Source organism: Desulfovibrio intestinalis, from assembly GCF_014202345.1.
Classification (GTDB): Bacteria; Desulfobacterota; Desulfovibrionia; order Desulfovibrionales; family Desulfovibrionaceae; genus Desulfovibrio; species Desulfovibrio intestinalis.
Genome location: NZ_JACHGO010000004.1, coordinates 281,994 through 294,923, shown reverse-complemented (window position 1 = coordinate 294,923; position 12,930 = coordinate 281,994). Strand labels below are relative to the sequence as shown.

Annotated in this window: 11 protein-coding genes; 10 read left to right on the top strand and 1 reads right to left on the bottom strand. The window is 56.0% G+C overall.

Features of this window, described 5'->3' with window-relative positions; all coding sequences use genetic code 11:
- The first annotated feature begins 63 nt into the window (after positions 1 to 63).
- The 4 genes from modB (at position 64) to HNQ38_RS08015 (ending at position 3,744) form a co-directional block, all read left to right on the top strand.
- Positions 64 to 744, top strand: coding sequence for a molybdate ABC transporter permease subunit (gene modB / locus HNQ38_RS08030; RefSeq protein ID WP_183719200.1), 681 nt, complete (start codon positions 64 to 66; stop codon positions 742 to 744).
- Positions 741 to 1,517, top strand: a complete 777-nt coding sequence (locus tag HNQ38_RS08025) for an ATP-binding cassette domain-containing protein (RefSeq protein ID WP_183719198.1) — start codon at positions 741 to 743, stop codon at positions 1,515 to 1,517. Before modB ends, HNQ38_RS08025 begins: the two co-directional genes overlap by 4 nt.
- 808 nt (positions 1,518 to 2,325) lie before the next feature.
- Entirely contained in the window at positions 2,326 to 3,171 is an 846-nt protein-coding gene (locus HNQ38_RS08020) for a fumarate hydratase (protein WP_183719195.1), read from the top strand.
- 9 nt (positions 3,172 to 3,180) lie between these two features.
- The gene (locus tag HNQ38_RS08015) at positions 3,181 to 3,744 is read left to right on the top strand and encodes a Fe-S-containing hydro-lyase (RefSeq protein WP_183719193.1); all 564 of its coding nucleotides are present in this window, start codon (positions 3,181 to 3,183) and stop codon (positions 3,742 to 3,744) included.
- A 120-nt stretch (positions 3,745 to 3,864) separates the two neighbouring features.
- On the opposite strand, the gene HNQ38_RS08010 is transcribed toward HNQ38_RS08015, so the two are convergent.
- A complete protein-coding gene (locus HNQ38_RS08010; RefSeq protein ID WP_183719191.1) occupies positions 3,865 to 4,179 on the bottom strand; it encodes a hypothetical protein in 315 nt (104 codons plus the stop codon).
- A 309-nt stretch (positions 4,180 to 4,488) separates the two neighbouring features.
- On the opposite strand from HNQ38_RS08010, the gene alr reads away from it, so the two are divergent.
- From alr to HNQ38_RS07980, 6 genes are all read left to right on the top strand, one after another.
- Positions 4,489 to 5,604 (top strand): alanine racemase, encoded by a 1,116-nt coding sequence (gene alr, locus HNQ38_RS08005; protein WP_343060134.1) that lies wholly within the window; start codon positions 4,489 to 4,491, stop codon positions 5,602 to 5,604.
- 219 nt (positions 5,605 to 5,823) lie between these two features.
- Entirely contained in the window at positions 5,824 to 7,215 is a 1,392-nt protein-coding gene (locus HNQ38_RS08000; protein WP_183719187.1) for an amino acid permease, read from the top strand.
- Positions 7,216 to 7,310: 95 nt separating this feature from the next.
- Positions 7,311 to 8,483, top strand: coding sequence for an NAD(P) transhydrogenase subunit alpha (locus HNQ38_RS07995; RefSeq protein WP_221277848.1), 1,173 nt, complete (start codon positions 7,311 to 7,313; stop codon positions 8,481 to 8,483).
- 82 nt (positions 8,484 to 8,565) lie between these two features.
- Positions 8,566 to 8,847 carry an NAD(P) transhydrogenase subunit alpha part 2 gene (locus HNQ38_RS07990; protein WP_183719184.1) on the top strand — a complete coding sequence of 94 codons (282 nt, stop codon included), beginning with the start codon at positions 8,566 to 8,568 and terminating at the stop codon, positions 8,845 to 8,847.
- Between the two features lie 54 nt (positions 8,848 to 8,901).
- Positions 8,902 to 11,943 (top strand): NAD(P)(+) transhydrogenase (Re/Si-specific) subunit beta, encoded by a 3,042-nt coding sequence (locus HNQ38_RS07985; RefSeq protein WP_183719182.1) that lies wholly within the window; start codon positions 8,902 to 8,904, stop codon positions 11,941 to 11,943.
- 420 nt (positions 11,944 to 12,363) lie between these two features.
- The gene (locus tag HNQ38_RS07980; RefSeq protein ID WP_183719180.1) at positions 12,364 to 12,867 is read left to right on the top strand and encodes an AbrB family transcriptional regulator; all 504 of its coding nucleotides are present in this window, start codon (positions 12,364 to 12,366) and stop codon (positions 12,865 to 12,867) included.
- The last annotated feature ends 63 nt before the right edge of the window (positions 12,868 to 12,930 follow it).

The following is a 12,930-nucleotide window of genomic DNA, read 5'->3' as shown; positions in this document are numbered from 1 at the left end:
CACATAAAGAGGCCAAGGCAAAAGGGTTGCAGTGGGCAGTAGTAGTGGAGGGGTGTTTTTCTAATGGATTTTGACGGCATTTCTATCTGGAGCCCGCTGGAGCTTTCACTCCGGGTGGCGGGAACAGCCACACTGGTGTCCTTTGTGGCGGCCACGCTTATGGCGTGGGGGCTGGCCCGAAAAAAAGGCCCCATGCCCGCCTTGCTGGACGCCTTGTGTACTCTGCCTCTGGTTTTGCCGCCAACCGTGCTTGGTTATTACCTTATTTTGCTGGTCGGCAGGCGTGGACTCTTTGGTCACTGGCTGGCCGAACTGGGCATCAACCTCATATTTTCGTGGAAGGGCGCGGTAGTTGCGGCCACGGTGGTGGTCTTTCCGCTTATCTACAAATCCGCCAGAGCCGCGCTGGAACAGGTGGATTCGCACCTGGAAGACGCCGCCAGAACCCTTGGCGCTTCAGAGTGGCGCGTATTCATCAGCGTATCTCTGCCACTGGCCTGGAAGGGGATTTTTGCCGGACTTATGTTGGCTTTTGCGCGGGGGATGGGCGAATTTGGCGCAACCCTCATGATAGCGGGCAATATTCCCGGTAAAACCCAGACGCTGGCTTTGGCAATTTATGATGCTTTTCAGGCAGGCAACGACGCGCAGGCCACATGGCTTGTTCTTGTCACATCATTGGCCTGCGTGGGGCTGCTTATGGCGGCGGAACTGCTGTTGAAACTGAAAAGGCGGCGGCGATGATTTCCCTGCGCTTATACAAAAGCTTCAAAAATGCGGCGGTGCCCTTCAGTCTGGACGTGGACTATGAAATCGGCGGTGAGCACAAAAATGTTGTGCTTTTCGGCCCTTCCGGTTCGGGCAAAAGCCTGACCATGCAGTGTCTTGCCGGGCTTGTGCGGCCAGATTCCGGTCATATCCGCCTTGGCGGGCGCACGCTCTATGACGGCGGCAGCAACGTTTTCGTGCCTGCCCAGCGCCGCAAAATAGGGTATATGTTTCAGGATTACGCGCTTTTTCCGCACCTGACCCTGTTACAGAATGTGGCCTACAGCGGCACTGGCCTGTGGCCCTGGCGCGTGTGCTCGACCCAGCAACAGCGTGCGCAGAGCGTGCTGGAGCGCTTTGGCATCGGACATCTGGCCCGCAGCTTGCCCTCACAGCTTTCCGGCGGCCAGCGGCAGCGCGCGGCTCTGGCCCGGGCGCTCAACGCAGAACCCGAACTTTTGTTGCTGGACGAACCTTTTTCGGCTCTTGATCCGCTGCTGCGCGAGCGTCTGCGCGAAGAACTGCTGGAGCTTATAGCTGGTCTTACCATCCCGGCGGTCATCATTACGCATGACCCCGGCGATGTGGACGCCTTTGCCGGCAGCCTCATTCTGTACGATCACGGGCACGCCCGCATGGTGCCCAACTATGCCGACCTTCGGCGCGATTTCGACAGCCCTGGCTGTTGCCTGCGCCATTTGCAGGAGCAGGGGCACGGAGCAGAAAGTTGCCCGGGGCGTGTTCACTAGAGCATTTCAATTTTGAAATGCTCAGGTGGCTGCGTGAGCAGACGCCCGCCGTGGAGGCGTAAGCGCAATTTATTTGCGCGGTTAAACGCCGCAGCGAGCGTGTCTTAAACTTTGAGAATATACATTCTCAAAGTTAATCTGCTCTAGGGAAACACTGATTTATTCCGTTAGGCTGCGTTGCTTCACTTTTTTTGAAACAGTCGAGGGCAGAAGCGAGGGCAGAAGAGTCCACTCCTGCTCCAAAAAAGATCGCGCCTTGCCAAACGGAATAACTGCGCGTTTCCAGAAGACGCTTTAATCAGAGCTTGCTTAGGCTCATCCCTGACAGAAAGATGCGCCTTCACGGGCGCAGCAGCGCACAGCCAACGCGACTCCGGCTGTGCGCTGCTTTTTTTGGCTTTTGCAAAAAGCTATTCTTTGTGGCGCAGAAATTTGCTGTTTTGGGCGTGTTTGGGTTTGTCAGAATGTGGCTTTTTACAGTATTGGTATTGAAACAATTTTGTATCAAATGCGAAGTTGGATTTCAGCATTCTTTCTATCATTCTGCCAAACTCGTTTGAAAAATGGGCCTGATTTGCGTGTTTTTCAACCTCCTTCATGTGCCGGCCGGTCAGTACATTTTTGTATCGTATCAGTACTATAATGTTGTTTGACAGTTTTTCCATTAAAGATATTCTGCGTGATGAAAAAAATCTTATTTTCCGGGTGGATGGCACTTGCCTTCACGGGCGGTTCCTGCTTTTCTTTCAGGCACGCCGTGTGGTTGTTGCCGTGAATGGCGCTCAAATCGGAAAAACAGACGTGAGCTATGAAAGAAATCGACGCTGAAACAATATCGCAGGCTGTGGCTCGCCTGGCAGTGCAGGCGTGTTGCCACTTGCCCGACGACGTTCTGCAGGCGCTGGCCCGTGCTGGCAAGGAAGAGGCCTCCCCCACGGGGCGGGCCATTCTGGAGCAGTTGATAGACAATGCCGCTCTGGCACGGTCAGAGAATATGCCCATATGCCAGGACACGGGTCTGGCCGTGATTTTTGCAGATGTGGGGCAGAACGTGCGCATTGTGGGCGGGGATTTTGAATCAGCCATTCATGAAGGCGTGCGGCGCGGATATACGCAGGGGTATTTGCGTAAATCGTCCGTGGCGGAGCCTCTTTTTGAGCGTAAAAATACTGGCGACAATACGCCTGCCGTTATCCATACCAGAATTGTTCCGGGCGACACCTTGCGCCTGCGGCTGGCCCCCAAGGGAGCCGGGTCGGAAAACAAGAGTCTGGTCAGAATGCTGGTGCCCGCCGACGGGCTGGAAGGCGTGCGCCGGGTGGTGCTGGAGGCCGTGCGTGCCGCCGGGCCCAGCGCATGTCCTCCCTTGGTGATTGGCGTTGGCATTGGCGGCACTATGGAAGTGGCCGCACTTTGCGCCAAGCGCGCGGCCGCCCGCGATATTGAAAGCCATAATGCCGATGCGCGCTATGCAGCCCTTGAAGAAGATCTGCTTGATATGGTCAACAAGACTGGCATCGGCCCACAGGGGTTCGGCGGGCTTGTGACAGCGCTCAAGGTGCATGTGGAGTGGGCCCCCGCCCATATAGCCTCTTTGCCCGTAGCGGTGAATTTTAACTGCCATGCGGCGCGCCACGCCGAAGTGGAACTGTAGGAGACCGTTATGGCAGATCAGGATGTTAAGCGCATCACGGCTCCTTTTGACGACGCCACTGCCCGCTCTTTGCGCGCTGGCGACAGGGTACTTATCAGCGGCACATTGCTGGCCGCACGCGATGCGGCGCACAAGCGCATGGTGGAATGCCTGGAACGGGGCGAAGCCCTGCCCGTGGATATGAGGGGTGCCGTCGTGTATTATGTGGGGCCAAGCCCCGCGCGCCCCGGCCAGGTTATTGGCGCAGCCGGGCCTACAACCTCGGGCCGTATGGACGCCTATACCCCGCAACTGTTGCAGCAAGGCCTCAAAGGCATGATCGGCAAGGGTTACCGCAGTGCGGAAGTGGCGGAGGCCCTGCGGCGTTATGAAGCCCCGTACCTTGCGGCCATTGGCGGAGCCGGAGCGCTGATAGCCCGCAGCATCAAAAAATATACGGTGCTGGCCTATGCGGATTTGGGTCCGGAGGCCCTGGCCGCTCTGGAAGTAGAGGATTTTCCCGCCATTGTGGTTATGGATGTGGAAGGCGGAAATTACTATGAAATGGGGCAGCAACCCTTTGATCGTCTGTAATAACGAAGTTTGACGGCAGATTTTTATGTCGTGCCTTTGAAAGAGTCTCAGGAAGTCATACTTGCGCTTAAAAAATGCCTGCAAGTGTTTGAGTGATGAATGATCTGATAAATTTTGTACTTAGGCATGGTTAGCTGTAGAAAGCTGCTTACAAAAAATTGTAAGCGATACGTACAAGTGTATATGACGCTGCTGGTTGATTGATCGAACCGGATGAACTTCAAGACAGCCTGCAGTGCGGATTTTTGCTGATTTGAACTGTTGCCGTAATTGACGGGCAAGAGTTTTTTGGCAGGCTATGGCAAGGAAACCATGCCACTGAATCTCGGGTAATAAAGTAATTTGAGTTGTAACGTGCTGAAAAATAATCAAATTGATTTGATGAGAAAAAGAATGCTCAAAAACATGCTGCAAATTTTTTGCAAGCATGGACATAGGTGTTTTCTCGTGGTATCAATTGTACATATTATGATAACACCGCCTATATTGGTAGGCGATATATAATCGAATTTTCTAGAGGGATTTTTTGCGGCCAATGAAAGATGCACATGTTTGAAAAAACATTTTTTAATCTGGTAACGAGTTGTTTTGCATCTCCAGGGGCAGCAGTTAAAGCCGTATGACGGGTTCAGGTTGCTACATCTTTACAGGTTTGTGTTCGTAGGCAGTTTTCATATGGGCAGATAAGTCCATATATAGAGAATGTCGGCCACGGGTACTGCGCTATCCGGGCAGGAGGACGTTGTGGTCAGTTTTGACAGGCCCGTGTGGGCGGAAATAAGTCTTTCGGCGCTGCGTCACAACATGCGTCAGATACGGTCGCTTTTGAAGCCGGGGGTAATTTTTTGCCCCATCATCAAGGCAGACGGCTACGGGCACGGGGCCATCCCTCTTGCGCATGAAGCTGCGGCCCTGGGCGCAGGCTATCTTGGCGTGGCCATTCTTGACGAGGCTGCTGCACTGCGGGCGGGGGGCATCACCCTGCCCATTCTGATACTTGGCTATACGCCGCCCCAGGCTGCACCCTTTGTGGTCAGCAACCACATTACCCAGACCATTTTCAGCAAAGAACAGGCAGAGGCCCTGTCTGCCGCTGCGGTAAATCTTGGCATGTCCGTCAAGGTGCATGTCAAGGTAGACACAGGCATGACCAGAATCGGCGTGCGCCCTGAAGAGGCTGCGGCTTTTTGCTCGTATGTGTCCAGCCTGCCCAATGTTGTGCTTGAGGGCATGTTCACCCACTTCGCCAGCTCGGACAGCGCCGACCGCTCCTACTGCCTCAAGCAGTTCGGGCGCTTTCAGGCTGCCCTGGCCGCGGTTGAGGCTTCGGGCATACGCCTTGCCATCAAACATTGCGCCAACAGCGCCGCCATACTCTCCATGCCAGAAGCCCAGATGGACATGGTACGCGCGGGCATAATCCTTTATGGGTTAAAACCCTCGGACGAATGCCCCCTGCCCATTGAACTGCGTCCTGCCATGCAACTCAAGGCGCGTCTGGCCATGGTCAAGCAGGTGCCGCCCGGCGTGGGCGTGAGCTATGGCAGCATTTTTCATACGCAGAAAGACAGTACTCTCGCCACCATACCCATTGGCTACGCTGACGGATACACACGTATGCTCAGCAAGAAGGCCGTAGTGCTTGTGCGTGGAGAGCGCGCGCCAGTGGTGGGGCGCATTTGCATGGACCAGTGCATGGCCGATGTGACCCACATACCAGAGGCCGCTGTGGGCGATGAAGTGCTGCTTTTCGGCGGCGCGAAATTGCCTGCCGATGAACTTGCCGCCCATCTGGGTACCATTAACTATGAAATCGTGTGCATGGTGGGCAAACGTGTGCCCCGAGTGTATGTAGAATGAGCTTGTTGCCGTTCACATGCCGTCAGTTGCAACGTCTTGTATTGAAAAGAATGCCGTAGTGTCCCGTGGTCAGGTGATTCAGGTCATATGCGGATGACCGGATCCCGCCCGAGATGAATACACCACACTCAAGAGGAAAAGGAGGCTCCCCCCACTCACAAAACCTCGTTGTCTAAGAACTCGCATTCAAATTCGTTCAAGGTTTTGCAAGGAGACCATATGTCGAGCGAAAACACAGGCGTAACTGGTGAAAAACTGACCCGAGGGTTGGAGTCAAGACATATTCAGCTTATCGCCATCGGCGGAGCTATTGGCGTAGGCCTGTTCCTGGGATCGAGCACGGCCATCAGAACCGCTGGCCCTGGCTTGCTGCTGTCCTACCTCATTGGCGGAATAATCATTTTCTTTGTCATGCGCGCCCTGGGAGAAGTGGCTGTTGCCTATCCCGTGTCCGGCTCGTTCAGCGCCTACGCGAACATGTTTATGGGTCCGCGTATGGGCTACATAACTGGCTGGACCTATTGGTTCGTGTGGATTGTAACCGGCATGGCTGAAATCACAGCAGTGGGGGTGTACTGCACCTTCTGGTGGCCAGACTTGCCACAGTGGATTCCAGCGCTGATGGCGCTGGTGGCCATGACAACCGTCAACCTTATTTCAGTAAAGCTTTTTGGCGAATTTGAATTTTGGTTCGCCCTCATCAAGGTTGTGGTCATTATTGCCATGATAGCCATTGGTCTTGGCATTATTCTGTTCGGTCTCGGCCACGGCGGGGTGCCCACGGGCATCAGCAATCTGTACGCGCTTGAGGGCGGCTTCCTGCCCAACGGTATGACCGGCGTGTTTATGGCCCTTTCAATGGTTATGTTCGCCTTTGTGGGTATCGAACTTATCGGCGTTACGGCTGGTGAAGCCTGCAACCCCGAAAAATCCATTCCTTCGGCCATCAACAAGGTGCTGTGGCGTATTCTGCTGTTCTACATCGGCGCTCTGTTCGTCATCATGAGTATCTTCCCCTGGAATGAAATTGGCGTGCACGGCAGCCCCTTTGTGCTGACCTTCAAAAACATCGGTATCGCCGCCGCCGCTGGCATCATCAACTTCGTGGTCGCCACCGCCGCTCTGTCTTCATGCAACAGCGGCATCTACAGTAACGGCCGTATGCTTTACAACCTGGCCCTGCAAGACCGTGCGCCCAAGTACTTTGCCCAGACCAGCCGGGCCAACGTGCCCGCGCGCGGCATTCTGGTGTCTTCGTGCATCATGCTTATCGGCGTGTTCCTGAACTACATCGTGCCTGAAGAAGTCTTCCTCATCGTGACCAGCGTCGCCACGTTTGCTGTTGTGTGGATCTGGGGCACCATTATCATCGTGCAGATGAAATCCCGATCCGCCAAGACGCCCGAGGAAGTTGCCAATACCGCATACAAGATGCCCTGGTACCCCTATTCCAACTATTTCGCGTTGGCGGGTCTGGCATTTGTATATGTGATTCTGAGCCTTGGCGACTCCACGCGCATAGCCATGATAGTTGGGCCGATTTGGCTTATTGGCATCAACGTTTTGTACAACATGCTTGGCTGGAACAAAAAAGACGTCCAGAAAGCCTAGTTTTTCCAGTACCGTGTGGCGACAACCTCGCATAGTGCGCAGGTTGCCGCACAAACTATATAGCAAGAGCACCTAAAGTCTTAAGGAGTCTTATAATGAAATTTCAGGGTATGACCATCGGTGTGCCGACAGAAATCATGCACGGCGAACGCCGCGTGTCTTCAACTCCTGATACCGTCAAGAAGATGGTTGCCGAAGGCGCGACGGTTCTGATTGAAAAGGGTGCGGGCGAAGGCGCGTTTTTCTCCGACGCCGCTTACGTTGAAGCTGGCGGCAAGATTGTTGAAGACGTTCAGGAAATCTTTGCCAAGGCTGACGTGATCCTGAAGGTCAAGGAACCGCTGTTCAACGAAAAAGTGAACAAGCACGAAGCGGAAATGGTGCGTGACGGCCAGTACCTGATCACGTTCCTGCACCCCGCCGCGCCGGTGAACCATGAAATGATGAAAAAGCTGGCGGCCACAGGCGTGATCAGCATCACGCTTGACGGTATTCCGCGTATTTCGCGTGCTCAGGGCATGGACGCCCTGACCTCCATGAGCACGGTTGCCGGCTACAAGGGCGTGCTTATGGCCGCCAACCGTCTGGCCAAGTTCATGCCTATGGTGGGCACGGCCGTGGGCGTTATCAAACCTGCCAACGTGCTGGTCATCGGCACGGGCGTGGCTGGTTTGCAGGCTGTTGCCACGGCCAAGCGCCTTGGCGCTGTCGTGACCGCCGTGGATATCCGTCCCGACGCGCGCGAACAGTCCACCAGCCTTGGGGCCAAGAGCTTTGACGTGGGCGTGCCCGCTGATGTGGCCATTGGCGAAGGCGGCTATGCCCAGCGTTTGAGCGACGAATGGCTCAACAAGGAACGTGAAGCCCTCAAGCCTCTGGTGAAGGATGCGGACATCATCATCCTGTGCGCCCTCATCCCCGGCAAGCTGGCTCCCATCCTGATCACCAAGGAAATGGTGGCCTCTATGGCTCCCGGCTCCAGCATTGTTGACATCTCCATCGACCAGGGCGGCAACTGCGAACTGACCGATGCCGGCGAAGTGGTGGTCAAGCACGGCGTAAGCATCGACGGCACCAAGAACATCCCCGGCATGATGCCCACCAGTTCCACCTGGATGTTTGCCAACAACGTGTATCAGCTGCTTTCCTTCCTGGCTCAGGACGGCAAGATCGTGCTGGACAAGAGCGATCCCATCATCGAATCCACGCTGACCACTATCGACAAGCAGATTGTCCACCGTGGCGCGCGTGAGGCCATGGGGCTTTAATTCCTGACTGACAGCCCGGGCGGCGTTTGCCGCCCGGGCTTGCAGCGTGAAGTCCCGGAAAATACTATTCAAGGAAGAGCATATGACCCCACTTACCCTGCTGGCAGTGTTCATTGTATCGACGCTGCTTGGCTACAAGATCATCAGCCATGTGCCGAGCCTGCTGCACACGCCTCTGATGTCGGCCATGAATGCCCTTTCGGGCGTCATCATTCTTGGTGCGGTGACGGCGACCTACATTGCAGGCTCCGTCTTTTTCACCATCCTGGGCGCCATTGCCGTTGCTATGGCTATTGTGAACGTTTTCGGCGGGTTTGATATTACCCACAAGATGCTCCGCATGGTCGCCGGGAAAAAGAAGTAATCCTTCGTTCTGGCCTTTGCCTCAACCATAAATCAGAATAAGGGTTGCTGTGACATGAATGCACTGACCTACAACATCATCGCCGGGCTTCTTGTGGCGTCTGTTCTCTTTGGCCTGCGCCTCATGAACAGGGTTCCCACCGCGGTCAAGGGCAATCTTTTTTGCGCTTCGGCCATGGGTCTCGCCATTCTTGTGACCATGTTCAAGGACGGTTCGCTGCTGTCGCCCACGCTGTGGCTGGCCATTGCCGTGGGTATGACTCTGGGGCTTACCCTGTCCAACAAGGTCAAGATGATCCAGATGCCGCAGATGGTCGCCTTTCTGCACGGCATCGGCGGCGGGGCTGCGGCCATCGTAAGCTTTCTCGTCCTGACGGACACAGGCGCGCCTTCTGCCTTTGAACGCGGCAGCGCCTGCCTGGCTCTGGCTATGGGCATGACCACCATCACGGGCTCCTTTGTGGCCGCTGGCAAACTGCACCAGGTTCTGCCGCAAAAACCTATCATCCTTCCCGATCATACAAAGATTATCCTGAGTATTCTGGGCGTTATGGGATTCTCTGTGCTTATGGGCACAATATTCCCGCACTTCTTGTTCGGATTCTTCATCTTTTTGATGTTCCTTACCGGCACGGCCTTTGGCGTTGGTTTTACCATCCGCGTGGGCGGGGCCGATATGCCCATCACCATTTCGCTGCTGAACTCTATGGGCGGCGTATGCGCGGCCATTGCGGGTTTTGCAGTCAATGACCCCCTGCTGGTGGCCATTGGCGGCATCATCGGCTCGTCGGGCTTTTTGCTGACACGCATCATGTGCAAGGCCATGAACAGAAAATTGCTGTCCATCCTGCTTGGCGAATCCTCTGTGGTTGCGCCCAGGGCCGCCGCTCCCAAGGCTGCCGCCGCGCCCGCGCAGGCAAAATCCAGCGAGGCCGACATTGCCAAGCTGGTGCAGAGCGCCAAAAAAGTGGTCATTGTGCCCGGCTACGGCATGGCTCTGGCCCAGGCCCAGCACAAGGTGAAGCAGCTTGCCGACCTGCTGGAAAGCAAGGGCGCTACGGTGAGCTACGGCATCCATCCTGTGGCGGGCCGCATGCCCGGCCACATGAACGTGCTGCTTGCCGAAGCCAATGTGGACTACGAAAACCTGCTTGAAATGGACGTTGTAAATCCGATGTTCGCGGACGCCGACCTTGTTATCGTGGTTGGAGCCAACGACGTTGTGAATCCTGCGGCCAACAGCGCCGAAGGCACGCCCATTTACGGCATGCCCATTCTTGACGCTGAAAAAGCCAAAAACATCATCATCTGCAACTACGATAACAAGCCCGGTTACGCTGGCGTGCCCAACCCGCTGTACGAGCGGGCTGGCGTACACCTTATGCTGGGCGACGCCGCCAAGACCTTTGACACACTGCTGCACTACGCCCAGGGCAATGCCCCTGCGGCGGAAGGCGCCTCTTCCGGTGGCGACAGCCAGGAGGCCGCAGCCGCAAAACTGGTGCAAAACGCCAAAAACGTTGTTATCGTGCCCGGTTACGGCATGGCTCTGGCCCAGGCCCAGCATAAGGTGAAGCAGCTTGCCGACGCGCTTGTGGCCAAGGGCGTCAAGGTGAGCTACGGCATCCATCCCGTGGCGGGCCGCATGCCCGGTCACATGAACGTGCTGCTTGCCGAAGCCAATGTGGACTACGAAGACCTGCTGGAAATGGACGTTGTAAATCCGATGTTCGCGGATTCCGACCTTGTGGTGGTCATCGGGGCCAACGACGTTGTGAACCCTGCGGCCAATACTGCGGAAGGCACGCCCATCTACGGCATGCCCATCCTCAAGGCCGACGAATGCAAGAACATCATCATCTGCAACTATGACGACAAGCCCGGCTACGCTGGCGTGCCCAACCCCCTGTACGAGCGTGACGGCGTGATCCTCATGACGGGCGACGCGGCCAAGACCGTGGACCGTCTGGTGAGCTTTGCCCTTGGCGAAAGCCCGGCCGCCGCTGCTGCCGCTTCCGGCGGCGACAGCAAGGAAGCCGCAGCCGCCAGCCTGGTGCAAAACGCCAAAAACGTGATCATCGTGCCCGGCTACGGCATGGCTCTGGCCCAGGCGCAGTACAAGGTGAAGCAGCTGGCCGACCTCTTTGAAAGCAAGGGGGCCAAGATCAGCTACGGCATCCATCCTGTGGCGGGCCGCATGCCCGGGCACATGAACGTGCTGCTTGCCGAAGCCAACGTGGATTACGAAAATCTGCTTGAAATGGACACCGTGAACCCGATGTTTGCAGAGGCAGACCTTGTCATCATCGTGGGGGCCAACGACGTTGTGAACCCTGCGGCCAACAGCGCGGAAGGCACGCCCATCTATGGCATGCCCATCCTCAAGGCTGAAGATGCCAAGAACATCATCATCTGCAACTACGACGACAAGCCGGGTTATGCTGGCGTACCCAATCCTCTGTACGAACGCGACGGCGTGATCCTCATGACTGGCGACGCCTCCAAGAGCTTTGACAAGCTGTTGGCTTACGCGCACGGCGAAAGCCCGGCGGGCGCTGCGCCTGCCGCTGCGTCTGCGTCTGGTGGCGGCGATCAGGTGGACAAGGTGCTGCGGGATGCCAAGAGCGTGGTTATTGTACCCGGTTACGGCATGGCTCTGGCCCAGGCCCAGCACAAGGTGAAGCAACTTGCGGATCTGCTGGAAGCCAAGGGCGTCAAGGTGAGCTACGGCATTCATCCTGTGGCGGGCCGTATGCCCGGTCACATGAACGTGCTGCTGGCCGAAGCCAACGTGGATTATGAAAACCTGCTTGAAATGGACGTTGTTAACCCGATGTTTGCCGACGCTGATGTGGCCATCGTCATCGGGGCCAACGACGTTGTGAATCCTGCGGCCAACACTGCGGAAGGCACGCCCATTTACGGCATGCCCATCCTCAAGGCTGGCGAGGCCAAAAATGTCATCATCTGCAACTATGACGACAAGCCCGGTTACGCCGGGGTGGACAACACCCTGTATGGCAAGCCCGGCGTCATCATGATGCTTGGCGACGCATCGGCCACAATGGACAAACTCATAGGCATACTTCAGAAATAGCCGCGTAGCGGCAGGCTTTGAAGTAGACAGTTTCAGTTACCGTATCAGGCGGCCCTTTTCATGAAGCAAGCATGCTCTTGGCATGGCGAGCTGAAATGAAGAGGGCCGCTGTGCTTGGGCGCAGGGCGGGCTTTGCTGCCGAAATGGTCTGACCCGGCAATAGAGCAGATTAACTTTGAAAATATGTATTCTCAAAGTTTAATACACGCTCATTACGGCGTTTAATCGCGCGTTAGCATTTCAAAGTTGAAATGCTCTAAAGAAAGAGCGCATTTTCCGGCTGGAGAATGCGCTTTCTTGCTATTTTGGATATTGAGGCGCGGAAGCAATGGGCGTATGCAGGGCGGACGGCGTATAGCTAGCGCCCAATCATGACGCGGCCCCTGCCACAGACCACTGCGCCGCGTGAAGGAAGGATTTATGACGACCCTGATAACACTTTTTGCCGTTGGTTTGGCTGGCGGTCTGGTTTTTGACTATTTTGACCTGCCGGGCGGCCCGATGACCGGGGCCATGCTGGCCGTGGTTATTTTCAAGAGCTTTGGCTCCGTCAGCACGCCATATATGCCCCACTGGATCAGGTATCTTGTCTATGGCTGCGTGGGCGTAATCGTTGGCAATATGTACAGCCCCGGCATGCTGAATGTCGTGCGGGAAACGTGGCCCATCATGCTGCTTTCCACCTTTATCATTCTGGCGGCTGGCCTGGGTTGCGCCTGGATAAGCATGCGCTTTGGCGGTATGAGCGCCGGGGGGGCCTACCTTGCCACCAGCCCCGGCGGCTTCAATGCCATTATGGCTCTGGCGGGAGATGCAGGGGCCGAAGCGCCAATGGTTATGGTCTATCACCTGGTGCGCATCTACGCCATTGTGCTCTTGTCTCCGTTGATAGCAAAACTGCTGACCATTATGGCGAGGGTATGACGGGCGCTTGTGTGAGCAGGGTAATTTCACTGCCTATGAGAACTTTGATCCAGATCAGAAGAT

Excerpts from the sequence above, each read along its gene's own strand:
- modB (WP_183719200.1), top strand. The coding sequence starts at position 64 with ATGGATTTTGACGGCATTTCTATCTGGAGCCCGCTGGAGCTTTCACTC.
- HNQ38_RS08025 (WP_183719198.1), top strand. The coding sequence starts at position 741 with ATGATTTCCCTGCGCTTATACAAAAGCTTCAAAAATGCGGCGGTGCCC.
- HNQ38_RS08020 (WP_183719195.1), top strand. The coding sequence starts at position 2,326 with ATGAAAGAAATCGACGCTGAAACAATATCGCAGGCTGTGGCTCGCCTG.
- HNQ38_RS08015 (WP_183719193.1), top strand. The coding sequence starts at position 3,181 with ATGGCAGATCAGGATGTTAAGCGCATCACGGCTCCTTTTGACGACGCC.
- HNQ38_RS08010 (WP_183719191.1), bottom strand. The coding sequence starts at position 4,179 with ATGTCCATGCTTGCAAAAAATTTGCAGCATGTTTTTGAGCATTCTTTT.
- HNQ38_RS08000 (WP_183719187.1), top strand. The coding sequence starts at position 5,824 with ATGTCGAGCGAAAACACAGGCGTAACTGGTGAAAAACTGACCCGAGGG.
- HNQ38_RS07995 (WP_221277848.1), top strand. The coding sequence starts at position 7,311 with ATGAAATTTCAGGGTATGACCATCGGTGTGCCGACAGAAATCATGCAC.
- HNQ38_RS07990 (WP_183719184.1), top strand. The coding sequence starts at position 8,566 with ATGACCCCACTTACCCTGCTGGCAGTGTTCATTGTATCGACGCTGCTT.
- HNQ38_RS07985 (WP_183719182.1), top strand. The coding sequence starts at position 8,902 with ATGAATGCACTGACCTACAACATCATCGCCGGGCTTCTTGTGGCGTCT.
- HNQ38_RS07980 (WP_183719180.1), top strand. The coding sequence starts at position 12,364 with ATGACGACCCTGATAACACTTTTTGCCGTTGGTTTGGCTGGCGGTCTG.